This is a genomic window from Streptomyces sp. NPDC096040 (assembly GCF_040303265.1).
Lineage (GTDB): Bacteria > Actinomycetota > Actinomycetes > Streptomycetales > Streptomycetaceae > Streptomyces.
This window is the reverse complement of the sequence record NZ_JBEOTA010000014.1, coordinates 168,924-190,677: the sequence shown is the minus strand read 5'-3', so window position 1 is coordinate 190,677 and position 21,754 is coordinate 168,924. Positions and strand designations below refer to the sequence as shown.

19 protein-coding genes and 1 pseudogene are annotated in these 21,754 nt (G+C 70.1%); 12 read left to right on the top strand and 8 right to left on the bottom strand.

The window, feature by feature from the left end; genetic code table 11:
• Positions 1–288 precede the first annotated feature (288 nt).
• The 6 genes from ABTY98_RS21110 to ABTY98_RS21085 all read left to right on the top strand — a co-directional run bounded on the left by ABTY98_RS21110 (position 289) and on the right by ABTY98_RS21085 (position 8,293).
• The gene (locus tag ABTY98_RS21110) at positions 289–2,724 is read left to right on the top strand and encodes a SulP family inorganic anion transporter (RefSeq protein WP_352222446.1); all 2,436 of its coding nucleotides are present in this window, start codon (positions 289–291) and stop codon (positions 2,722–2,724) included.
• 174 nt (positions 2,725–2,898) lie between these two features.
• A complete protein-coding gene (acs, locus tag ABTY98_RS21105) occupies positions 2,899–4,857 on the top strand; it encodes an acetate--CoA ligase (RefSeq protein ID WP_352222445.1) in 1,959 nt (652 codons plus the stop codon).
• 201 nt (positions 4,858–5,058) lie between these two features.
• Positions 5,059–6,447 carry a Na+/H+ antiporter NhaA gene (nhaA, locus tag ABTY98_RS21100; RefSeq protein ID WP_352222444.1) on the top strand — a complete coding sequence of 463 codons (1,389 nt, stop codon included), beginning with the start codon at positions 5,059–5,061 and terminating at the stop codon, positions 6,445–6,447.
• A 136-nt stretch (positions 6,448–6,583) separates the two neighbouring features.
• On the top strand, positions 6,584–7,069 hold the full coding sequence (locus ABTY98_RS21095; RefSeq protein WP_352222443.1) for a phage holin family protein: 486 nt from the start codon (positions 6,584–6,586) through the stop codon (positions 7,067–7,069).
• Positions 7,066–7,986 (top strand): alpha/beta fold hydrolase, encoded by a 921-nt coding sequence (locus tag ABTY98_RS21090; protein ID WP_352222442.1) that lies wholly within the window; start codon positions 7,066–7,068, stop codon positions 7,984–7,986. Before ABTY98_RS21095 ends, ABTY98_RS21090 begins: the two co-directional genes overlap by 4 nt.
• A gap of 127 nt (positions 7,987–8,113) precedes the next feature.
• Complete coding sequence (locus ABTY98_RS21085) at positions 8,114–8,293, top strand: hypothetical protein (protein ID WP_352222441.1); 180 nt, start codon at positions 8,114–8,116, stop codon at positions 8,291–8,293.
• A gap of 4 nt (positions 8,294–8,297) precedes the next feature.
• Here ABTY98_RS21085 and ABTY98_RS21080 read toward each other — a convergent pair whose 3' ends face one another.
• The 3 genes from ABTY98_RS21080 to nth all read right to left on the bottom strand — a co-directional run bounded on the left by ABTY98_RS21080 (position 8,298) and on the right by nth (position 11,386).
• Positions 8,298–9,497 carry a MarP family serine protease gene (locus ABTY98_RS21080; RefSeq protein WP_352222489.1) on the bottom strand — a complete coding sequence of 400 codons (1,200 nt, stop codon included), beginning with the start codon at positions 9,495–9,497 and terminating at the stop codon, positions 8,298–8,300.
• A gap of 13 nt (positions 9,498–9,510) precedes the next feature.
• A complete protein-coding gene (locus ABTY98_RS21075; RefSeq protein WP_352222440.1) occupies positions 9,511–10,218 on the bottom strand; it encodes an NUDIX hydrolase in 708 nt (235 codons plus the stop codon).
• A gap of 97 nt (positions 10,219–10,315) precedes the next feature.
• Entirely contained in the window at positions 10,316–11,386 is a 1,071-nt protein-coding gene (gene nth / locus ABTY98_RS21070) for an endonuclease III (protein WP_502994296.1), read from the bottom strand.
• Positions 11,387–11,661: 275 nt separating this feature from the next.
• On the opposite strand from nth, the gene ABTY98_RS21065 reads away from it, so the two are divergent.
• Complete coding sequence (locus tag ABTY98_RS21065; protein ID WP_018547939.1) at positions 11,662–12,336, top strand: Crp/Fnr family transcriptional regulator; 675 nt, start codon at positions 11,662–11,664, stop codon at positions 12,334–12,336.
• 43 nt (positions 12,337–12,379) lie between these two features.
• Positions 12,380–13,210: a nucleotidyltransferase domain-containing protein gene (locus ABTY98_RS21060; protein ID WP_352222438.1), complete on the top strand. Its 831-nt coding sequence runs from the start codon at positions 12,380–12,382 to the stop codon at positions 13,208–13,210.
• A gap of 48 nt (positions 13,211–13,258) precedes the next feature.
• Here the strand turns inward: ABTY98_RS21060 and ABTY98_RS21055 are convergent, their stop codons facing one another.
• The 4 genes from ABTY98_RS21055 to sp36 form a co-directional block, all read right to left on the bottom strand.
• Entirely contained in the window at positions 13,259–14,089 is an 831-nt protein-coding gene (locus ABTY98_RS21055) for an MBL fold metallo-hydrolase (RefSeq protein WP_352222437.1), read from the bottom strand.
• Positions 14,086–14,988 (bottom strand): NUDIX hydrolase, encoded by a 903-nt coding sequence (locus tag ABTY98_RS21050; protein WP_352222436.1) that lies wholly within the window; start codon positions 14,986–14,988, stop codon positions 14,086–14,088. Before ABTY98_RS21050 ends, ABTY98_RS21055 begins: the two co-directional genes overlap by 4 nt.
• A 150-nt stretch (positions 14,989–15,138) precedes the next feature.
• Entirely contained in the window at positions 15,139–15,603 is a 465-nt protein-coding gene (locus tag ABTY98_RS21045; protein ID WP_352222435.1) for a RidA family protein, read from the bottom strand.
• Complete coding sequence (gene sp36, locus ABTY98_RS21040; RefSeq protein WP_352092726.1) at positions 15,603–15,776, bottom strand: Sp36 family protein; 174 nt, start codon at positions 15,774–15,776, stop codon at positions 15,603–15,605. Before sp36 ends, ABTY98_RS21045 begins: the two co-directional genes overlap by 1 nt.
• On the opposite strand from sp36, the gene ABTY98_RS21035 reads away from it, so the two are divergent.
• The 4 genes and pseudogenes from ABTY98_RS21035 to ABTY98_RS21020 all read left to right on the top strand — a co-directional run bounded on the left by ABTY98_RS21035 (position 15,775) and on the right by ABTY98_RS21020 (position 20,851).
• Positions 15,775–17,460 (top strand): recombinase family protein, encoded by a 1,686-nt coding sequence (locus tag ABTY98_RS21035; RefSeq protein WP_352222434.1) that lies wholly within the window; start codon positions 15,775–15,777, stop codon positions 17,458–17,460. The two genes, sp36 and ABTY98_RS21035, sit on opposite strands and share 2 nt — an antisense overlap.
• A gap of 6 nt (positions 17,461–17,466) precedes the next feature.
• Positions 17,467–17,793: pseudogene (locus tag ABTY98_RS21030) on the top strand (hypothetical protein); the annotation flags it as partial.
• A gap of 482 nt (positions 17,794–18,275) precedes the next feature.
• The gene (bagA, locus tag ABTY98_RS21025; protein WP_352222433.1) at positions 18,276–19,253 is read left to right on the top strand and encodes an ATPase BagA; all 978 of its coding nucleotides are present in this window, start codon (positions 18,276–18,278) and stop codon (positions 19,251–19,253) included.
• Entirely contained in the window at positions 19,250–20,851 is a 1,602-nt protein-coding gene (locus tag ABTY98_RS21020; RefSeq protein WP_352222432.1) for an ArsA family ATPase, read from the top strand. Before bagA ends, ABTY98_RS21020 begins: the two co-directional genes overlap by 4 nt.
• 89 nt (positions 20,852–20,940) lie before the next feature.
• On the opposite strand, the gene wblA is transcribed toward ABTY98_RS21020, so the two are convergent.
• Positions 20,941–21,279: a transcriptional regulator WblA gene (gene wblA / locus ABTY98_RS21015; RefSeq protein WP_132856581.1), complete on the bottom strand. Its 339-nt coding sequence runs from the start codon at positions 21,277–21,279 to the stop codon at positions 20,941–20,943.
• Between the last annotated feature and the right edge of the window lie 475 nt (positions 21,280–21,754).

Genomic DNA, 21,754 nt, shown 5'->3' with positions numbered 1-21,754 from the left:
ATGGCGGTGTGCCGGGTATGTGCCGACAGCGCCGCCAAGGTCGCATAGGACCGAGAGGGGGATTAATACGACAAGCCGATGAACTGCTCACTTCACCCATGGAGGTGAACAGGTGCCCCATTTGCGCAGAAAATCCATGCCCGACCTTTACTCTGCATTACGATTCATTTACCGAGTGTTGATTCATCCCGCCACTGCACGCCGTGACCCACAGCCGCGACCGAGCCCCAGCCCTGTGGCGAGGGGGCCCCTGGTCCGCGACCGCGCTGCCCGGAGGAGACGGGAAACATGTCATCAGCCTGCGTACCCACCCACCCCGAGAGCCTCGGCCCCGCCCAGTCCGGAGCCCCAGCCGAAGCCACAAGTCCCCGCCGGACCAAGGGCGCTGACCGGCCACCGAGCCCGCCCACGTCCCCTCGCCGCCGTCTCCGGATCGAGGGCGCCGACCTGTCCGCGTCCGTCTCGGTGTTCCTGATCGCCCTGCCGCTGTCCCTCGGTATCGCCCTCGCCACCGGCGCCCCGCTCCAGGCCGGGCTGGTCGCGGCGGCCGTCGGCGGACTGGTCGCCGGGCGGCTCGGCGGCTGCCCGCTCCAGGTCAGCGGGCCGGCCGCCGGGCTCACCGTGGTCACCGCCGACCTGATCCACCGCTACGGCTGGCGGACCACCTGCGGCATCACCGTCCTCGCCGGCCTGGCCCAACTGGGCCTGGGCTGTCTGCGTGTGGCCCGCACCGCGCTCGCCGTCAGCCCGGCCGTGGTGCACGGCATGCTCGCCGGCATCGGCATCACCATCGCCGTCGCCCAGCTGCACATCGTCCTCGGCGGCAACCCGCAGAGCTCGGTCCCCGCCAATGTCCGTGCGCTGCCCGCCCAGTTGGCGAACGTGCACCCGGCTGCCGTGACGATGAGCGCGCTGACCCTGACCCTGCTGTTCGGCTGGCCGCGGATCCCCGGCAGAGCGGGCCGTCTGCTGCGCACGGTCCCGGCGGCCCTGGTCGCCGTCGCCGGTGCCACCGCGACCGCCTCGCTCACCGGGCTCACCCTGCCCCGGGTCGACCTGCCGTCCTGGAGCAGCCATGCCCTGGCGGGGCTGCCCGAGGGACCGGTGCTCGGCATCGTCGCCGCCGTGCTCACCACCACTCTGGTGTGCAGCGTGCAGTCGCTGCTCGGCGCGGTCGCCGTGGACAAGCTGGTGGTCGGCCGCCCCGGACCCCAGTCCCGGGTCGGCCGGTCCGACCTGAACCGCGAACTGCTCGGTCAGGGCGCGGCCAACATCGTCTCCGGTGCGCTCGGCGGGCTGCCGGTCGCGGGGGTCGCGGTGCGCAGTTCGGCAAATGTGCAATCCGGTGCCGTCAGCCGGAACTCCACGATGCTGCACGGCGTTTTCGTAGTAGTCGCCGCACTGCTGATGGTCCCGGTCCTGGATCTCGTCCCGCTCGCCTCGCTCGCCGCCCTGGTGATGGCCGTCGGCATCCAGATGGTGTCCCTGCACCACATCCGTACGGTGACCCGCCACCGCGAGGTCGCGGTGTACGCCGTCACCACACTCGGCGTGGTGATCCTCGGCGTCCTGGAGGGCGTGCTCCTCGGGGTCGCCGTGGCCGTCGCCGTCGCCCTGCACCGCCTCGCCCGTACCCGCATCACCCATGAAGACGAGGGAGGAGTCCATCGCGTACACGTAAGAGGACAGCTGACGTTCCTCGCGGTGCCCCGGCTCAGCAGAGCCCTGCATCTCGTACCCCAAGGCGTCCACGCCGTGGTGGAGTTGGACGGTTCGTTCATGGACCACGCGGCGTACGAGTCACTGCGGGACTGGCGCAGGGCCCACACCGCGCAGGGCGGCTCCGCCGAACTGACCGGCTGCCGGGTGGGCGTGCGCTCACCGGAGTACGGCCAGGAATCGGAGCATGGCCACAGACCAGAGCCCGGGCACAGACCGGAGCACGGGCACCGTCCCGAGCCGCGCCTGAGTCACGGCCACGGACCGGGCCTCCTCAGGTCGGGCCTCGCCCGGTGGGGCGGGGGCGGACCGGCCGGTGCCGGTCATGAACTCGCCCGTGGGATCGGCGCGTTCCAGCGCGACACCGCGCCCCTGGTGCGGGAGGAGCTGGCCCGGCTGGCGCGTGAGGGGCAGCGGCCGTCGCAGCTCTTTCTCACCTGCGCCGACTCCAGGCTCGTCACGTCGATGATCACCTCCAGTGGTCCGGGTGACCTGTTCGTGGTCCGCAACGTCGGCAACCTGATCCCCCTTCCGGGTGAGGAGAACGGTGACGACTCGGTGGCGGCCGCGATCGAGTACGCGGTGGACGTGCTGAAGGTGCGGTCCATCACGGTGTGTGGGCACTCCGGGTGCGGGGCCATGCAGGCGCTGCTGAGTTCCGGGTCCGGGGGTGGCACCACCCCGCTCGGACGGTGGCTGCGGCACGGGCTGCCGAGCCTGGCGCGGCTGGCCGACGACGGCCTGCCGGGGGTCCGGCTGGCCGGGCGGCCGGCGGCGGACACGGCGGAGCGGCTCTGTCTGGCCAATGTGGTCCAGCAGCTGGAGCATCTGCGGGCGCACGACTCGGTGGCGCGGGCGCTGGCGGCCGGTGAGCTGGAGCTTCAGGGGATGTACTTCCATGTGGGCGAGGCGCAGGCGTATCTGCTGCGCCGGGCCGAAGGTGAGAGAGAGGGAGAGGTGTTCGAGGGGGTGCCGGGCGCGGAGGAGCTGCGCAGCCCGGCCTGAGGAAGGGGCGGCGGGGGTCTGTCGGCGCCGTCCAGGCCGGCATCGGCGGGCCCGGCTTACGCTGCCGTACCCGAAAGGTCTAAACCAATTTTTCGACGGCCCTTGTCACCGGGCCCCCAGGTCTGATGAGCTGTGGCCTGGGACACAACGGACACCCTTGGAAAGGGAGATGTCGTGAGCAACGAAAGCCTGGCCAACCTCTTGAAGGAGGAGCGACGCTTCGCGCCGCCTGCTGACCTGGCCGAGAACGCCAATGTCAGGGCCGAGGCGTACGAACAGGCCAAGGCTGACAGGCTCGGCTTCTGGGCCGAGCAGGCCCGCCGGCTGACCTGGGCCAAGGAGCCGACCGAGACGCTGGACTGGTCGAACCCGCCGTTCGCGAAGTGGTTCAAGGACGGCGAGCTCAACGTCGCGTACAACTGCGTGGACCGGCATGTGGAAGCCGGTAACGGCGACCGGGTCGCCATCCACTTCGAGGGCGAGCCCGGCGACAGCCGCGCGATCACCTATGCCGAGCTGAAGGACGAGGTCTCCAAGGCGGCGAACGCCCTGCTGGAGCTGGGAGTCCAGAAGGGTGACCGGGTCGCGGTCTATATGCCGATGATCCCGGAGACGGCGATCGCGATGCTTGCCTGCGCCCGGATCGGCGCCGCGCACTCCGTGGTCTTCGGCGGCTTCTCGGCGGACGCGCTCGCCACCCGTATCCAGGACGCGGACGCCACGGTCGTCATCACCTCCGACGGCGGCTACCGGCGCGGCAAGCCGTCCGCGCTCAAGCCGGCCGTGGACGAGGCGGTCGGCAAGGCCGGCAACGTCGAGCATGTACTGGTCGTACGGCGCACCGGGCAGGAGGTCGCCTGGGACGACACGCGGGACGTGTGGTGGCACGAGGTCGTGGAGCGGCAGTCGGCCGAGCACACCCCGGAGGCGTTCGACGCGGAGCACCCGCTCTTCATCCTCTACACGTCCGGTACGACGGGTAAGCCGAAGGGCATCCTGCACACCTCGGGCGGCTACCTCACCCAGGCGTCGTACACGCACTGGGCGGTGTTCGACCTCAAGCCGGAGACGGACGTCTACTGGTGCACGGCCGACGTCGGCTGGGTCACGGGCCACTCGTACATCGTGTACGGGCCGCTGGCCAACGGCGCGACGCAGGTGATGTACGAGGGCACCCCGGACACCCCGCACCAGGGCCGGTTCTGGGAGATCGTGCAGAAGTACGGGGTGACGATCCTGTACACGGCGCCCACCGCGATCCGGACGTTCATGAAGTGGGGCGACGACATCCCCGCGAAGTTCGACCTGTCCTCGCTGCGAGTGCTGGGTTCGGTGGGTGAGCCCATCAACCCCGAGGCCTGGATCTGGTACCGCAAGCACATCGGCGCCGACCGGACGCCGATCGTGGACACCTGGTGGCAGACCGAGACCGGCGCGATGATGATCTCGCCGCTGCCGGGTGTCACCGCGACCAAGCCCGGTTCCGCGCAGACCCCGCTGCCCGGCATCTCGGCGACGGTGGTGGACGACGAGGCTCACGAGGTGCCGAACGGCGGTGGCGGCTACCTTGTGCTGACCGAGCCGTGGCCGTCGATGCTGCGCACGATCTGGGGTGACGACCAGCGGTTCCTGGACACGTACTGGTCGCGTTTCGAGGGCAAGTACTTCGCCGGTGACGGGGCGAAGAAGGACGACGACGGCGACATCTGGCTGCTCGGCCGCGTGGACGACGTCATGCTTGTCTCCGGGCACAACATCTCGACGACCGAGGTGGAGTCCGCGCTGGTGTCCCACCCGTCGGTCGCCGAGGCGGCCGTGGTCGGCGCGGCGGACGAGACGACCGGACAGGCGATCGTCGCCTTCGTGATCCTGCGCGGCACGGCGAACGCCGAGGACGAGGGCCTCGTCAACGACCTGCGCAACCACGTCGGCGCCACGCTCGGCCCCATCGCCAAGCCCAAGCGGGTCCTGCCGGTGGCCGAGCTGCCGAAGACCCGCTCCGGGAAGATCATGCGCCGGCTGCTCCGCGACGTCGCCGAGAACCGCCAGCTCGGTGACGTGACGACCCTGACGGACTCCGCGGTCATGGACGTCATCCAGGCGAAGCTCCCGGCGGCGCCGACCGAGGACTGACACCGACCGCACGAAGGTGACCCACCCGAAGGGGCGCCCGGCGCGAAACGCGCCGGGCGCCCCTTTTGCACCTACTGTGAGATTCACCTTGCAACTCTCGCCACACCTTAGGTAAACTAAGCAAAGTAGCGCGTTCCTCAAGGTGTGCCGGGAAGTCTGGTCGGCAAGTAGCCCGTCCTGCCCACCCGACCGGAGGTCCTCGTGTCCGCGCCCCGCACCAGCCCCGTCCGCAAGGCCCTCGGCCGGCTCTCGCTGCCCGAGCGGACCTTCGTCGCGGACGCGCTGCGGACCGAGACCGTCGGCGGTGTACTGCTGCTGATCGCCGCGATAGCCGCGCTGATCTGGGCGAACATACCGGCGCTGCACCACAGCTACGAGACCGTCAGCCACTTCCACCTCGGCCCTGGCGCCCTCGGCCTGAACCTCTCCATCGCCCACTGGGCCGCCGACGGCCTGCTCGCGGTCTTCTTCTTCGTCGCCGGCATAGAGCTCAAGCGCGAGCTGGTGGCCGGCGATCTGCGGGATCCGAAGGCGGCCGTACTGCCGGTGGTCGCCGCGCTGTGCGGCATGGCCGTACCGGCCCTCGTCTACACCCTCACCAACCTCGCCGGCGGCGGCTCCACTCAGGGCTGGGCGGTGCCCACGGCCACCGACATCGCCTTCGCGCTGGCCGTGCTGGCTGTCATCGGCACCTCGCTGCCCAGCGCCCTGCGCGCCTTCCTGCTCACCCTCGCGGTCGTCGACGACCTGTTCGCGATCCTGATCATCGCGGTCTTCTTCACCGCCCGGATCGACTTCGCCGCGCTCGGCGGCGCGGTCCTCGGCCTCGTCGTCTTCTGGCTGCTGCTGAGGAAGGGCGTACGCGGCTGGTACGTGTACGTGCCGCTCGCGCTGGTCATCTGGGCGCTGATGTACAACAGCGGCGTGCACGCGACCATCGCCGGTGTCGCCATGGGCCTGATGCTGCGCTGCACCACCCACAAGGGTGAGCAGCACTCCCCCGGCGAGCGCATCGAGCATCTGGTGCGGCCGTTGTCGGCGGGGCTCGCCGTGCCCCTGTTCGCGCTCTTCAGCGCCGGCGTGAAGGTGTCCGGAGGGGCGCTCGGCGACGTGTTCGGCAAGCCCGAGACGCTAGGCGTGGTCCTCGGGCTGGTCGTCGGCAAGACGGTCGGGATCTTCGGCGGGACCTGGCTGACCGCCCGCTTCACCCGGGCCTCGCTCAGCGAGGACCTCGCCTGGGGCGATGTCTTCGCGGTCGCCTCGCTCGCCGGAATCGGCTTCACCGTGTCGCTGCTCATGGGCGAACTCGCCTTCGGCGGCGACGCCGTGCTCACGGACGAGGTCAAGACCGCCGTACTCGTCGGCTCACTGATATCGGCCCTGTGCGCCACGGTGCTGCTGAAGATACGCAACGCCCGCTACCGCGCGCTCTGTGCCGACGAGGAGCGGGACGAGGACCTCGACGGCATCCCGGACATCTACGAGCAGGACGACCCGGCGTACCACCTGCGGATGGCTGAGATCTACGACCGCAAGGCCGCCGACCACCGCCGCATCGCCGCCGAGAAAGCCGGGCAGGCCGCGCGTTAGAGGCCGGCGAGGGCACCCCCACAGGCATGACGCGCTTACCGAAGTGCCGGGCAGGGCAAGCGAGCAGGGCAACCGTCCGGCATGATCTGACGAGACGGTACAAAAGACGATGACAAGTACGCAGAGGGAGACCGCGATGAGCGCACCCGACGGCAGCCCGGTCGGTGCCGAACGCAGCATCGGCCAGTTGTTCGCCTCGGCCACGGCCGAGATGTCGGCGCTGGTGCACGACGAGATCGCGCTGGCCAAGGCCCAGCTGAAGCAGGACGTCAAGCGGGGCGCGACGAGCGGCGGCGCCTTCTCGGCGGCCGGTGTGCTGCTGCTGTTCTCCCTGCCGATGCTCAACTTCGCGCTGGCGTACGGCATTCGGACCTGGAGCCACTGGAATCTCGCGGTCTGCTTCCTGCTCTCCTTCGCGGCGAACGTCCTGGTGGCGGGCGTCCTCGCACTTATCGGTCTGGTGTTCGCGAAGAAGGCCAAGAAGGGCCAGGGCCCGCAGAAGGTGGCCGCGTCGATGAAGGAGACGGCGGGCGTGCTGCAGAACGCCAAGCCTCATCCTCGTCCGGCGCTCCCCAGCGATGACCTGCCGGCCATCGAGGCTGTGGGACGCTCGTCGTCATGACCGATCCCGCCCCCTCGGCCGTACGGCTCGAAGGCCCCTGGACACACCGGGACGTCGCCGCGAACGGCGCGCGCTTCCACATCGCCGAGCTCGGCGACGGCCCGCTGGTCATGCTGGTGCACGGCTTCCCGGAGTTCTGGTGGGCCTGGCGGCACCAGCTGGTCGCGCTCGCCGACGCGGGTTTCCGCGCCGTCGCGATGGACCTCAGGGGCGTCGGCGGCAGCGACCGGACCCCGCGCGGCTACGACCCGGCCAACCTCGCGCTCGACATCACCGGCGTGATCCGCTCCCTCGGCGAGCCGGACGCCGCGCTGGTCGGCCACGACCTGGGCGGCTATCTGGCATGGACGGCGGCCGCCATGCGCCCCAAGCTGGTACGACGGCTCGCGGTCGTGTCCATGCCGCACCCACGGCGCTGGCGCTCGGCGATGCTGCGGGACCGCCGGCAGTCCGCAGCCGCCTCCTACGTCTGGGGCTTCCAGCGGCCGTGGGTCCCCGAGCGGCAGCTCACCGCCGACGACGGCGCCCTGGTCGGCCGGCTGATCCGGGACTGGTCCGGGCCGCGGCTGCCGGAGGACAAGACGGTGGAGACGTACCAGCGGGCCATGTGCATCCCGTCCACCGCGCACTGCTCGATCGAGCCGTACCGCTGGCTGGTGCGCTCGCTGGCCCGCCCGGACGGCATCCAGTTCAACCGCCGGATGAAGCGCCCGGTGCGCGTCCCGACGCTGCATCTGCACGGCTCCCTGGACCCGGTGGCCCGCACCCGCAGCGCGGCCGGCTCCGGCGAGTACGTCGAAGCCCCTTACCGCTGGCGGCTGTTCGACGGGCTCGGGCACTTCCCGCACGAGGAGGACCCGGTCGCGTTCTCCACCGAACTGATCAACTGGCTGAAGGACCCCGAGCCCGATCGGTGACCGCGCCGATGCGCCCGGTATCCGGATCTGCACACCTGTTCTACGAACGGCCACATGCCCCGCGCATACGCCAATTGAGGGCCGTGCGCGAGGTTATCGACCTTGGGGCAGGGGCAGACGTCGGGGTATGGGCTGGACGCACGACTACAGTGACGCACCCCGAAACCGCCGTACGACAGGCGGTCTGAACTCCCATCGAGGAGCCGCCCCGCAGCTGCCGGGCACGGACCTCAGGGTGGGGATTCCGCATATCCTGCGCCGCCGGGCCCGCTGGGTCTCGGTCCGTCTGCGCCACACCCGCGGCTGATCCCTCACAGGGCGCAGCTGTCGGTCCCGACCTGCTGATTCGCGGTGCGGCCCCGGGTGATGTCCGCCCGGATCTCGTCGGCCGTGAGGGCGTATCCGGTGTCGGCGTCGTCCAGTGACTTCGCGAAGACGACCCCGTACACCTTGCCCTGGGGGGTGAGCAGGGGGCCGCCGGAGTTGCCCTGGCGGACGGTCGCGTACAGCGAGTAGACGCCACGGCGGACGGTGCCGCGGTGGTAGATGTCCGGGCCGTTGGCGGTGATACGGCCGCGCACCCGGGCGGCACGGACGTCGTACGACCCGTTCTCCGGGAACCCGGCGACGATCGCGCTGTCGCTGGTCTCGGCGTCCACGGCGGAGAACTTCAGGGCCCTCGCCGGGAGGTCCGGCACGTCCAGGACGGCGATGTCGCGCTGCCAGTCGTAAAGCACGACTTTGGCGTCGTACCTGCGGCCCTCGCCGCCGATCTGGACGGTGGGCTCGTCGACGCCGCCGACCACGTGCGCGTTGGTCATGACCCGGCGGTCGGCGAAGACGAAGCCGGTGCCCTCCAGGATCTTGCCGCAGCTCTGCGCGGTGCCCGTGACCTTGACGATGGACTGTCTGGCGGTGGTGGCCACCGTGCTGTTCGCGAGGGCCGGGTCGGGCGGTGAGACATCGGTGATCGGCTCGTTGGCGAAGGGGCTGAAGACCTGCGGGAAGCCGTTCTGCGCGAGGACCGCGGAGAAGTCCGCGAACCAGGTGTCCGCCTGGTTGGGCAGTGCTCTGGAGACCCCGAGGAGCACCTTGGAGTTGCGGACCTCCTTGCCGAGCGTCGGCAGCGTGGTGCCCGCGAGGGCGGAGCCGATCAGCCAGGCGACCAGCAGCATCGCCAGCACGTTGACCAGTGCGCCGCCGGTGGCGTCCAGGGCGCGGGCCGGGGACCAGGTGATGTACCGGCGCAGCTTGTTGCCCAGGTGCGTGGTCAGGGCCTGGCCGACGGAGGCGCAGACGATGACGACGACCACGGCGACCACCGCGGCGGTCGTGCCCACCTCGGCGTTGTCGGTCACCGCGTCCCAGATGACCGGGAGGGTGTAGACGGCGACGAGTCCGCCGCCCAGGAAGCCGATCACCGACAGGATGCCGACGACGAATCCCTGGCGGTAGCCGACGATCGCGAACCACACGGCGGCGACCAGCAACAGGATGTCCAGCACATTCACGGTGGACACCCTGTCATGACCGCCAGTCGAGCGGGACCAGCTTCTCGCGGTCCCAGGAGCGCTCCCATCCCGCGTAGTGCAGCAAGCGGTCGATCACCCCGGCCGTGAACCCCCACACCAAGGTCGATTCGACCAAAAATGCCGGGCCTCGGTGGCCGCTGGGGTGCACGGCGGTGGCCCGGTTGGCCGGATTCGTGAGATCCGCCACGGGGACCCTGAAGACCCTCGCCGTCTCGTTCGGATCCACCACCCCCACCGGGCTCGGCTCGCGCCACCAGCCCAGCACCGGGGTGACCACGAAGTGGCTCACCGGGATGTACAGCCTGGGCAGCACCCCGAACAGCTGCACACCGGCCGGATCGAGCCCGGTCTCCTCCTCGGCCTCGCGGAGAGCGGCCCGCAGCGGCCCGTCGGCCTTCGGGTCGCCGTCCTCGGGGTCGAGGGCGCCACCGGGGAACGAGGGCTGCCCGGCATGCGAGCGCAGCGAGCCGGCCCGCTCCATCAGCAGCAGCTCGGGCCCCTGCTCGCCCTCGCCGAAAAGGATCAGCACGGCCGACTGCCGTCCCGCGCCGTTCTCCGGCGGCAGGAAGCGGCTCAGCTGGACCGGCTGCACCGTCTCGGCGGCCCGCACCACCGGGTCCAGCCACTCCGGCAGACCGTCCTTGCTGAGCGCCACACCCGCGCGTGGAACCCCGGTGTGCGCCTTGCCGCTGTGTGTCATGGCATCCCCCGTCCTGCCCTGCTGCCCCGGCCTGCCCGTTCCAACGCCCGAAGACTCCTTGATCGTTCCGTTCCTCGCCCCTCAGAAGATCCCTAGGTCATGTCCCTGATACCGCGCCCAGCGGCGGCGCCGGCCTGCCGCCCGCGTCCAGATACGCCTGCGGGGGCTTGAGGCGCTGGCCGGGGAAGCCGCCCTTCTCGTACTTGAGCAGCTTCTTCGCCTTCTCCGGGTCGGTCTCGCCCTCGCCGTAGGCCGGGCAGAGCGGTGCGATGGGGCAGACCCCGCAGGCGGGCTTGCGGGCGTGGCACATCCGGCGGCCGTGCCAGATCACATGGTGCGAGAGGTCGGTCCAGTCGCTCTTGGGGAACAGCGCGCCGACGGCCGCCTCGATCTTGTCGGGCTCGGTCTCCGCGGTCCACCGCCAGCGGCGGACGAGGCGCTGGAAGTGCGTGTCCACGGTGATGCCGGGGCGCCCGAAGGCGTTGCCCAGCACGACGAAGGCGGTCTTGCGGCCGACGCCGGGCAGCTTGACGAGGTCGTCGAGCCGCCCCGGGACCTCACCGCCGAACTGCTCCACCAGGCCCTTGGAGAGCCCTATCACCGACTTGGTCTTGGCCCGGAAGAAACCGCACGGCCGGAGGATCTCCTCGACCTCCTCCGGGTTGGCCTCGGCCAGGTCCTCGGGGGTGGGGTACTTCGCGAAGAGCGTCGGGGTGGTCTGGTTGACGCGCAGGTCGGTGGTCTGGGCGGAGAGCACCGTGGCGACCAGGAGCTGGAAGGGGTTCTCGAAGTCCAGCTCGGGGTGGGCGTACGGATACACCTCGGCGAGCTCGCGGTCGATCCGGCGGGCGCGGCGGACCAGAGCGGTGTGCGACTCGGGCTTCCCGGGCGTCTGCGGCCTCTCGGCGGCGGCCTGCTCGGCGGCGGCCTGCTCGGCCACGGCCGTCTTGGACGCGGCGCGCTTGGCAGCGGGTCGCTTCGAGGCCGTCTGCCCGGCCGCGGTCTTCGCCGGTGCCGCCTTCTTCGTTACGGCCTTCTTCTGCACGGTCTTCTTCGCTACGGCCTTCTCCTGCGCCGTCTTCTTCACCGCGGCCTTCTTCACGGCTTTTGCTGCTTTTGTCGCCTTTTTCGGTTCCCCAGGGGCAGCATCGGACCCCTGTTCGCCCACGGCGGAATCACGACGTACAACCACCCGCCCAGCCCCCTTGGCCTGTGCTCTACCGGCGATTTGGACACCCGGCCAGCCTAAAGCCCGGCACCGACATCCGCCCCGGACCCGGAAGATCAGCCCCCGATTGGACCCCTGCCGCTTACCTCGGGACACCTGTGCGGCATCCTTGTGACAGATCACACTGTTTGAATCGTCCGGCAAGACGGGGAACACGGTCCCCTGGTACCAAGGGGGAGCAAGATCCCCTGAGCAGGTCTACAAGGAGAGAACTCGTGGACGACGTTCTGCGGCGCAACCCGCTCTTCGCGGCGCTCGATGACGAGCAGTCCGCGGAGCTGCGTGCCTCCATGAGTGAGGTGACCCTCGCGCGTGGCGACTCCCTGTTCCACGAGGGCGACCCGGGCGACAGGCTCTACGTCGTCACCGAGGGCAAGGTCAAGCTCCACCGCACCTCCCCCGACGGCCGCGAGAACATGCTCGCCGTCGTCGGTCCCGGCGAGCTGATCGGCGAGCTGTCGCTGTTCGACCCGGGCCCGCGTACGGCGACGGCGACGGCGCTGACCGAGGTCAAGCTGCTGGGCCTGGGCCACGGCGACCTCCAGCCCTGGCTGAACGCCCGCCCGGAGGTGGCCACCGCCCTGCTGCGCGCCGTCGCACGCCGGCTGCGCAAGACCAACGACGCCATGTCCGACCTGGTCTTCTCCGACGTCCCGGGCCGGGTGGCGCGCGCCCTGCTGGACCTCTCGCGCCGCTTCGGTGTGCAGTCCGAAGAGGGCATCCACGTCGTCCACGACCTCACCCAGGAGGAGCTGGCCCAGCTGGTCGGCGCATCCCGCGAGACCGTGAACAAGGCGCTGGCGGACTTCGCCCAGCGCGGCTGGCTGCGCCTGGAGGCACGAGCCGTGATCCTGCTGGACGTCGAGCGTCTGGCAAAGCGCTCCCGGTAGTCGTCGTCGTTCGGGGGGCGGCCGGGCTGATACGTGATTGCTGATGCCTGAAACGGTTCCGTCCCGAGGACTCGACCCCCTGGGCTTCATCGAGCGCGAGGGCTCGCACGCGCGCGTGCCGCACGTTTTCCGCCCCGTCGTCGCCGCCGCCCGCGACCGGCTCCTGGACGTCTTCGGCGCACGGCTGGACAGCGCCTACCTCTACGGATCGGTCCCGCGCGGCACCGCGCGCGTGGGGCACAGCGACCTGGATCTGGTGGCCGTCCTGCGGGAGGAGCCGACCGGCGCCGACCGGGACACGGCCCGTGCCCTCGGCGACGCCGTCGACAAGGAGTTCCCGGAGATCGACGGGGTCGGGACCCTGCTCTACTCCCGCGCGCGGGTGCTCAGCGAACTGGAGCGGTACGACATCGGCTGGTTCGTGGCCTGCCAGTGCACCCCGCTGCTCGGCGAGGACCTCGCGGAGTTCCTGCCCCGCTACCGCCCCGACTCCCTGCTCGCCCGCGAGACCAACGGCGACCTCGCCCGCTTGCTGCCGCGCTGGCGCGACCGGATAGCGGCCGCGGACGACACCGAGCAGGCCCTGCGGCCCCTGGTGCGCCTCATGTCACGCCATCTCGTGCGCACCGGCTTCACCCTCGTCATGCCCCGCTGGAACGGCTGGACCAGCGATCTGCGGGAGATGGCCGAGGCGTTCGCCGGCTACTACCCGGAGCGGGCCGAACAGCTGCGCCGTGCGGCGGGGTTGGGGTACGAGCCGGTCGGCGACCGCGCGATCCTGCGGTCGTACGTCGACGACCTCGGCCCGTGGCTCGCGGACGAGTACGCGCGCGTGCACGGCGTGAAAGCCCCCAGACCCGAGGGCTGGGACTAGGTCCCGAAAAGGATGGCTGGGTCCAGGTCCCCGGCTTGAGCGCTGGGACTAGATCAGGCCGTGCTCACCGAGATAGTCCAGCTGCGCCCGGACCGACAGCTCCGCGGCCGGCCACAGGGAGCGGTCCACGTCCGCGTAGACGTGGGCGACGACCTCGGCCGGGCTGCGGTGGCCGTTCTCGACGGCCGTCTCGACCTGGGCGAGCCGGTGGGCCCGGTGGGCCAGATAGAACTCGACGACGCCCTGGGCGTCGTCCAGGACGGGTCCGTGGCCCGGCAGGACCGTGTGGACGCCGTCGTCGACCGTCAGGGAGCGCAGCCGTCGTAGCGAGTCCAGGTAGTCGCCCAGACGGCCGTCCGGGTGGGCCACGACCGTCGTGCCGCGTCCCAGGACGGTGTCGCCGGTCAGGATCGCGCGGTCGGCCGGGAGGTGGAAGCTGAGGGAGTCGGCGGTGTGGCCGGGGGTGGGCACGACCCGGAGCTCCAGGCCGCCGGTCGTGATCACGTCGCCTGCCGCCAGTCCCTCGTCGCCCAGGCGCAGCGCCGGGTCGAGGGCACGCACGCGCGTGCGGGTCAGCTCGGCGAAGCGGACGGCGCCCTCGGCGTGGTCCGGGTGGCCGTGGGTCAGGAGGGTGAGCGCGATGCGTTTGCCGGCCTTCTCGGCCGTGTCGAGGACGTTGTTGAGGTGGCCGTCGTCCAGCGGGCCGGGGTCGATCACCACGGCCAGGTCGGAGTCGGGCTCGGCGACGATCCAGGTGTTGGTGCCGTCCAGGGTCATCACGGAGGCATTGGGCGCCAGCACGTTGACGGCCCGCGCGGTGGCGGGGCCCGAGAGAACCCCGCCGCGCGGCTGGCCGGGCAGGGCTGCTGCGTTCGTCATGCGGGGCCTCCTGCGCTGGATCCCGGGGCGGGTTCCGCGGTGGGCGCGGTCGGTATGTGCTTGGTGAACTCGTCGTGCCCCGGCCAGGCCAGGACGATCTCGCCGCCCTCCAGGCGGGCGCGGGCCAGCACCGGGGTCATGTCCCGCGCGGGCGCCGCCGCGAGCGTCTCGGCGGCCGTGGCGTACGGCGTCAGCTGACGCAGGGTCGCGATCGTGGGCGGCATCATCAGCAACTCGCCCTTGTCGTATCCGGCGGCCGCCTCGGCCGGGCGGATCCACACCGTGCGGTCGGCCTCCGTGGAGGCGTTCCGGGTGCGCTGGCCCTCCGGGAGGGCGGCGACGAAGAACCAGGTGTCGTAGCGGCGGGTCTCGAACTCCGGGGTGATCCAGCGCGTCCAGGCGCCCAGCAGGTCCGAGCGCAGCACCAGGCCGCGCCGGTCCAGAAACTGGGCGAAGGACAGGTCACGGGTGACCAGGGCCGCGCGGTCGGCCTCCCAGTCGTCCCCTGTGGTGTCCCCGACCACGGCGTCGGCGGCCGGGCCCGCGAGCAGGACGCCGGCCTCCTCGTACGTCTCCCGCACCGCGGCGCAGACGATCGCCTGGGCGCCCGCCTCGTCGACGCCGAGCCGTTGGGCCCACCACGCGCGCGTGGGGCCCGCCCAGCGGACCTGGTGGTCGTCGTCCCGCGGGTCGACACCGCCACCGGGATACGCGTACGCGCCTCCGGCGAAGGCCATGGAGGCGCGTCTGCGCAGCATGTGGACGACCGGGCCGCCAGGGGTGTCCTTCAGGAGCAGGACGGTCGCCGCGCGCTTCGAGGACACCGGTACGAGGGTGCCCTCCGCATGCGCGCGGATGCGGTCCGGCCACTCCGGGGGATACCACTGTCCATCGGCCATTACCGGAGGCTATCCCGTGGGGAGCGAATGTTCGAGAGGGGCTCCGGGGCACCCGGATGCGCCACGGCGGCGACCGGATGCGGTGAGGGCGGCGACCGGCCGGATGCGGTTACGGCAGCAGCCGAACGCCGCAACAGCAGCCGGATGCGGTTACGGCAGCAGCTCGACCTGGACCTCGACCTCGACCGGTGCGTCCAGCGGCAGCACCGCGACGCCCACCGCGCTGCGCGCGTGCACGCCCTTGTCGCCGAGGACCTCGCCGAGCAGCTCGCTGGCGCCGTTGATGACGCCGGGCTGGCCGGTGAAGTCGGCGGCGGAGGCGACGAAGCCGACGACCTTCACCACACGCGCGATGCGGTCCAGGTCACCGGCGACGGACTTCACGGCGGCCAGGGCGTTCAGCGCGCAGGTGCGGGCCAGTTCCTTGGCCTCCTCCGCGGTGACCTCGGCGCCGACCTTGCCGGTGACCGGAAGCTTGCCGTCCACCATCGGCAGCTGGCCGGAGGTGTAGACGTACGCACCCGACTGCACGGCCGGCTGGTAGGCGGCGAGCGGTGGGACGACCGCCGGCAGCGAGAGACCGAGTTCGGCCAGCTTGGCCTCGACGGCGCTCATCACGGCTTCTCCCGCTTCAGGTAGGCCACGAGCTGTTCGGGGTTGTTGGGCCCGGGCACGACCTGGACGAGCTCCCAGCCGTCCTCGCCCCAGGTGTCCAGAATCTGCTTCGTAGCGTGGACGAGCAGCGGCACGGTTGCGTATTCCCACGAACGATGGCGAGAATCAGCCATGACAACACCCCAGGTGGTAAGCGGTATGAACCTTCACGTCGCAGGCTACACACGACAGTCCTACGGACGGGTCAACGGCAGCGAGGCAAGCCTCGCGAGCCAGCGCGACGCCAACCGGGCACGGTTCGAGTCGTTCTCCACTGAGGCCGCGCGGCAGGGCCGTGAAGCCACCTGGTGTGGACACTATGAGGACGTCGGCATCTCTGCCTGCAGCGGGACGGAGCGGCCGGATTTTGAGCGGCTGTTGCGCGAATGCCGCATGGGCCAGGTCAACGTGGTCGTCGTCTACAACATTTCAAGGCTCTCCCGCCTGGAGCCGCGCGACGCAATCCCAATCGTCAACGAATTGCTCTCGCTGGGCGTAACCATCGTGTCGACCATGGAGGGCGTATTCCGGCCCGGCGACACCATGGACCTGATTCACCTGATTTTCCGCCTCGACGCAGCGCACCAGGAGTCCAAGAACAAGTCGACGGCGGTCCGTGACGCTGCTGCGCTGGCCCGTTCGCTGGGCGGTTATGTGGGCGGTAAGGCGCCGTACGGTCGCAGGCTTCAGCAGGAGAACCGGACTGCTCCCGGCGGCAAACCTGTTGCCGTGCAGACCCTCGTAACTCATCCGGATGAGGCGGAAGTTATCCGGCGCATTGTGAAGGCCCTGCTCGCTGGCACTGACTCTGTGCACTCGATCTGCTCGACGCTGAATACCGAAGGGGTCCCGACCCTGGGTGCCTCGCGCGGGAAGCGCACGGCCGGTAGCTCATGGCACCCCAAGACGCTCATCCGCATGCTTCGCCACCCGCATATCGCTGGCTTCCACGCTGAGGCCACCTACGGCACCAACGGGCGCGTGACCGGCCACCGGATACAGCGGGACGCCGAGGGTAAGCCGGTCCGCGCATGGGAACCGATCCTTGGCGAAGCTGACTGGTTCGCCATGCAGGAATGGCTCGACACCCGGCCGGTCCGCATGAATGAGCACCGGACTACGGCGCTGCTCTCGTCCATGGGCGTACTGGTCTGTGCATGTGGCTGCTCGATGTCGGCCAACAACTCAGCGCGCCCCAGCTACTTCTGCAACCGCCCGGCAGGGAAGCCGGTGAGCGCTGCCCCTGGTGACCATGAGGGGCGCAGCTACATTTCGCGCGCCGCCCTTGACGATCATGTGGTCCGGAGCATTTTCGCGGTGATTGCGGCAGCGGAATGGGATGAGGAGTCGCGGGAAACCCTCACTCGCGTCAGCGCGCACTACGCCGAGGTGAACGAGACGCCCGAGGCAGCGCAGGAGCGGCAAGCGGTCATGCAGGAGCGGGCAGACGCTACGCGGGCTCTGACGCAGTTGTACGACGACCGTGACCTGTACGCCGGTGACCCAGTCGGCCGGGCACGCTGGCAGGAAGACATCCGGACTCAGCAGGAGCGGCTACGCGCCGCTGACAGCAGGCTGGAGGCACTCGGGCAGGCTGGTTCGCTGGTGCTGCCTATCAGCGCGTGGACCGAGTCGGACAACGGTGACCCGCTGGGTCCAGGGTCCTGGTGGGAGTCGGCGACGCTGCCCGACCGGCGTAGCTTCGTGGCGTTCTTCTGCAAGCGGGTCACCGTACGGAAGGCGCTGCCCAGCGAAAAGAGCCGAGGCAGCAAGGCATCTGCCGTGATCGAGGGACGCGTGTCCATCGAGTGGGTGTAGGCGCCCCCCAGGGCGGAGACAGTGCTCTCCCGTCCGGCCGACGCTGAGTACCCTGAGCTGCGGGTCTGGGCGTCAACCGAGGTGCTGACGATCTTCCGCTTCCATGCGCCGGAGGAGATCGACTTTGATATGGATCTGCGGGAGCTTCAGGGACAGGAGCGACTCGATCTGTTCTGCAGTTTCCTGCGGGACATCGGTCGACGACTGGGCAAGCCGGCGCTGATGGATCCGGACGGTGATTACGGTCATCCGGTACTCGGGTTCGATGTTGAAGCCGAACGTGTCGTGCGCCTGGCGGAACCGCCGCCCGTAACGGGACCGCGAAGGAGGTAATCGAAGATGGGGGGTAGGTCAATCTCTGGGCGAGCGCGCCCCATGGACCCGGCCCCCAGCTCCGCACGCATCGCCGCGAAATTTCGACCGGGGCATCCCAGATCAGTTCTGATCTGTGTGGCGCCCGCACTGCGGGGGCTTCGACGGATGTCGTACCTGTCACACGACCGGACAGGTTCCGTGCCCTTGTGGGCGGTTGGATCGCTGGAGAGATGGCAGCCCCGCTGAGGCTGGAGGAGCACGCATAGCCGCAGGTCGGACGACGACAACTAGCTCATGACATGGTTCGTGGCGTAACTTTTGCGTATTCCGCGTATTCCCACTTGGTCATGGGCCGACTGTATCCGCTGTGACGGACGGTACACGTGGCCGGCCGCCGGGCCGGTGACGGCCGACCACCACCGGATTTCACGGCCTACCGCACGCACGGTTATCCACAGCCTCCCGCGTGAGTGTCCGGCCGACTGGTTAGTCTCGAAGATGTGAGCAGGCTCCAGGTCGTCAGCGGCAAGGGCGGGACCGGAAAGACGACGGTCGCCGCCGCACTCGCGCTGGCCCTCGCGACCGAGGGGAAGCGAACGCTTCTCGTGGAGGTCGAGGGTCGGCAGGGCATCGCCCAGCTCTTCGAGACGGAGGCGTTGCCATACGAAGAGCGGAAGATCGCGGTGGCGCCGGGGGGCGGTGAGGTCTACGCGCTGGCCATCGATCCCGAACTGGCCCTTCTGGACTACCTCCAGATGTTCTACAAGCTCGGCGGGGCCGGCCGGGCCCTGAAGAAGCTCGGCGCGATCGACTTCGCCACCACCGTCGCGCCGGGCCTCAGAGACGTCCTCCTGACCGGTAAGGCGTGCGAGGCGGTGCGCAGGAAGGACAAGGCCGGCCGGTTCATCTACGACTACGTGGTCATGGACGCCCCGCCGACCGGCCGCATCACGCGCTTCCTGAACGTGAACGACGAGGTGGCCGGGCTCGCCAAGATCGGCCCGATACACAATCAGGCGCAGGCCGTGATGCGGGTGCTGAAGTCCAAGGAGACGGCCGTGCACCTGGTGACCCTCCTGGAGGAGATGCCGGTCCAGGAGACCGCCGACGGGATCGCCGAACTGCGCGCGGCGCGACTGCCGGTGGGCCGGGTCATCGTGAACATGGTCCGGCCGGAGGTGTTGGACGCCGCCGACCTGGAACTCGTACGGACCGTGCCTCGCACCGCCGTGGCACAGGCGCTGTCGGCCGCGGGTCTGGGCGGGGCTCGGCGCGGCGGGAAGGCCGAGCAGCTGGTGGACCCGCTGCTCGCACAGGCCGCCGAGTACGCCGAGCGGTACGCGCTGGAGCACGAGCAGCGTGCGGTCCTCGCCGAGCTGGACCTGCCGCGGCACGAACTGCCGCTGCTCGCCGAGGGGATGGACCTGGCGGGCCTGTACGAACTCGCCACCGAGCTGCGGAAACAGGGGATGTCATGACTTCGGACCCGGACTCGTACCCGGCTCAGGACGGCACGCGCCGGCTGGCCCATGCGCCCACGCTGGACGTCGACTCGCTACTGGACGACCCGGACACGCGGATCGTGGTGTGCTGCGGCTCGGGCGGGGTCGGGAAGACGACCACCGCGGCGGCGTTGGGGCTGCGGGCGGCCGAGCGCGGCCGCAAGGTGGTCGTGCTCACCATCGACCCGGCCAAGCGGCTGGCGCAGTCCATGGGCATCGACTCGCTCGACAACGTGCCGCGGAAGGTGAAGGGTACCGAGGACCGTGGACGGGCGTCGCGCGGCGATTCAGCCGAGGCCGAGGCCGAGGGTGGGGCCGAGGCCGAGGCCGAGGGCGGGGCCGAGGGCGGGGCCGAGGGCGGGGCCCGGCAGGCCGGCGGCGACAGCACCGAGGACGGTGGACGACGGGCCGGCGGCGAACTGCACGCCATGATGCTCGACATGAAGCGCACCTTCGACGAGGTCGTCGAGGCGCACGCGGACGCCGAGCGGGCGGCCGCCATCCTGGCCAACCCCTTCTACCAGTCCCTCTCGGCGGGCTTCGCGGGCACGCAGGAGTACATGGCGATGGAGAAGCTGGGCCAGCTGCGGGCCCGGGACGAGTGGGACCTGATCGTCGTCGACACCCCGCCCTCCCGCTCCGCCCTGGACTTCCTGGACGCGCCGAAGCGGCTGGGCTCCTTCCTGGACGGCAAGCTGATCCGCCTGCTCACCGCTCCGGCGAAGCTGGGCGGCCGCGCGGGCATGGCCTTCCTGAACGTCGGTATGTCGATGATGACCGGCACACTCGGCAAGCTGCTCGGCGGGCAACTGCTGAAGGACGTACAGACGTTCGTGGCCGCGATGGACACGACGTTCGGCGGGTTCCGTACGCGCGCGGACGCGACGTACAAGCTGCTTCAGGCGCCCGGTACGGCGTTCCTGGTGGTGGCGGCTCCGGAGCGGGACGCGCTGCGCGAGGCCGCGTACTTCGTGGAGCGGCTGGCCGCGGAGGACATGCCGCTGGTCGGTCTGGTCCTCAACCGCGTACACGGCAGCGGTGCCGACCGGCTGTCCGCCGAGCGTGCGCTCGCCGCTGCGGAAAACCTTGAGGTCACGGAAAACCTTGAGGTCGCGGAAAATCTTGAGGAGCCCCGCATTGTGGATCAGGGAGGCGGGAAAGCTGGACTTCGTAACTCTCCCGACACGTACGGCAGTTCTGAATCATCCGCGTCCGAGTCCGACGGCTCCCCCTCGTCCGGACTCGACGGGACGACGACGCCCCAAGCACCCCACGCATCCCGGGCAGACGAATCCCCCTCGTCCCAGCCCGGGCCCGACGCGTCCGAGCCCGACTCCGATTCCTCCGACGGCCCGGACCGCACCGTCGACCAGCTCACCGCAGGCCTGCTGACGCTGCACGCCGAGCGCATGCAGCTGCTCTCCCGCGAGCAGCGCACACGTGACCGTTTCACCGCGCGCCACCCCGAAGTGGCCGTGGTGGAAGTGGCCGCGCTGCCCGGCGATGTGCACGACCTCGCGGGACTGCGGGACATCGGCGACCGGCTCGCGGCCGGCCGACCGGAGCTACCGTAGCCGTATACCGCAGAGTCTCCGGAGGGCATATGCCCTCGGCAGGTTCGGCGGGTTCGGCGGGCGGTTCAGTCAGTGGAGCGGCGGGTGATTCAGCTCACCGCCGCGTAGTTCTCGTACACCTCGTCGCTGTCGAGGGGGACGATGCCGGTCCCCCGCTCGTACTCCGAGCGCGCAGTCTCCAGGAGCCTGCGCCAGGAGGTCACGGTGGGCCGCCTGCGCAGCAGTGCGCGGCGCTCCCGCTCGGTCATTCCTCCCCACACGCCGAACTCGACGCGATTGTCCAGCGCGTCGGCCAGGCATTCCGTGCGTACCGGACACCCGGTGCACACCGCCTTGGCCCTGTTCTGCGCTGCTCCCTGAACGAACAGTTCATCCGGATCGGTAGTGCGGCAGGCAGCCTGCGCACTCCAGTCGGTTACCCAGCCCATACCGGCGCCGTCCTCTCCCGAATCGAGGCTCCCCCACGGCGGCAGCGGCATATTCACCGCCGCCAGTTGAGGACGTTACGGAAGGTGGGCACAGCGCAACACCCCCTTCGGGCCCAATCTTGAATGGCCCGAACGGACTATGGGTAAGCGGCAGATCACCCGCGGGAGTGAGCTGGCGACATGCGTGATCATCCCGGCAAACCGGGACAGCCATGGCGCGTCACAACGGACGCCGGATGACGCATGAGGCGGATTCGGACACGCCATCAACACATCACCCGAAAAAAATGGGCAGGTTCCGGAACGATTCGGGGTCGCCGGACGTATTGATACGTGGCCGCGCTGCTGTGACAGTTGAGAGCAGCTTAGGCCAAGGCCTGCGCGTGTGTCCGGCGAATGGCAAGGTAGACCGTTCATGTCGTCGTGCCGCCGGCGAGGCGCTGCCATGCCGTCAGGTGGACCGGGCCGCAGTGCC

Excerpts from the sequence above, each read along its gene's own strand:
- ABTY98_RS21110 (WP_352222446.1), top strand. The coding sequence starts at position 289 with ATGTCATCAGCCTGCGTACCCACCCACCCCGAGAGCCTCGGCCCCGCC.
- ABTY98_RS21095 (WP_352222443.1), top strand. The coding sequence starts at position 6,584 with ATGAGCGCACCCGACGGCAGCCCGGTCGGTGCCGAACGCAGCATCGGC.
- ABTY98_RS21085 (WP_352222441.1), top strand. The coding sequence starts at position 8,114 with ATGGGCTGGACGCACGACTACAGTGACGCACCCCGAAACCGCCGTACG.
- ABTY98_RS21020 (WP_352222432.1), top strand. The coding sequence starts at position 19,250 with ATGACTTCGGACCCGGACTCGTACCCGGCTCAGGACGGCACGCGCCGG.
- ABTY98_RS21060 (WP_352222438.1), top strand. The coding sequence starts at position 12,380 with ATGCCTGAAACGGTTCCGTCCCGAGGACTCGACCCCCTGGGCTTCATC.
- ABTY98_RS21075 (WP_352222440.1), bottom strand. The coding sequence starts at position 10,218 with ATGACACACAGCGGCAAGGCGCACACCGGGGTTCCACGCGCGGGTGTG.
- ABTY98_RS21055 (WP_352222437.1), bottom strand. The coding sequence starts at position 14,089 with ATGACGAACGCAGCAGCCCTGCCCGGCCAGCCGCGCGGCGGGGTTCTC.
- wblA (WP_132856581.1), bottom strand. The coding sequence starts at position 21,279 with ATGGGCTGGGTAACCGACTGGAGTGCGCAGGCTGCCTGCCGCACTACC.
- ABTY98_RS21090 (WP_352222442.1), top strand. The coding sequence starts at position 7,066 with ATGACCGATCCCGCCCCCTCGGCCGTACGGCTCGAAGGCCCCTGGACA.
- sp36 (WP_352092726.1), bottom strand. The coding sequence starts at position 15,776 with ATGGCTGATTCTCGCCATCGTTCGTGGGAATACGCAACCGTGCCGCTG.
- ABTY98_RS21035 (WP_352222434.1), top strand. The coding sequence starts at position 15,775 with ATGACAACACCCCAGGTGGTAAGCGGTATGAACCTTCACGTCGCAGGC.
- ABTY98_RS21050 (WP_352222436.1), bottom strand. The coding sequence starts at position 14,988 with ATGGCCGATGGACAGTGGTATCCCCCGGAGTGGCCGGACCGCATCCGC.
- ABTY98_RS21045 (WP_352222435.1), bottom strand. The coding sequence starts at position 15,603 with ATGAGCGCCGTCGAGGCCAAGCTGGCCGAACTCGGTCTCTCGCTGCCG.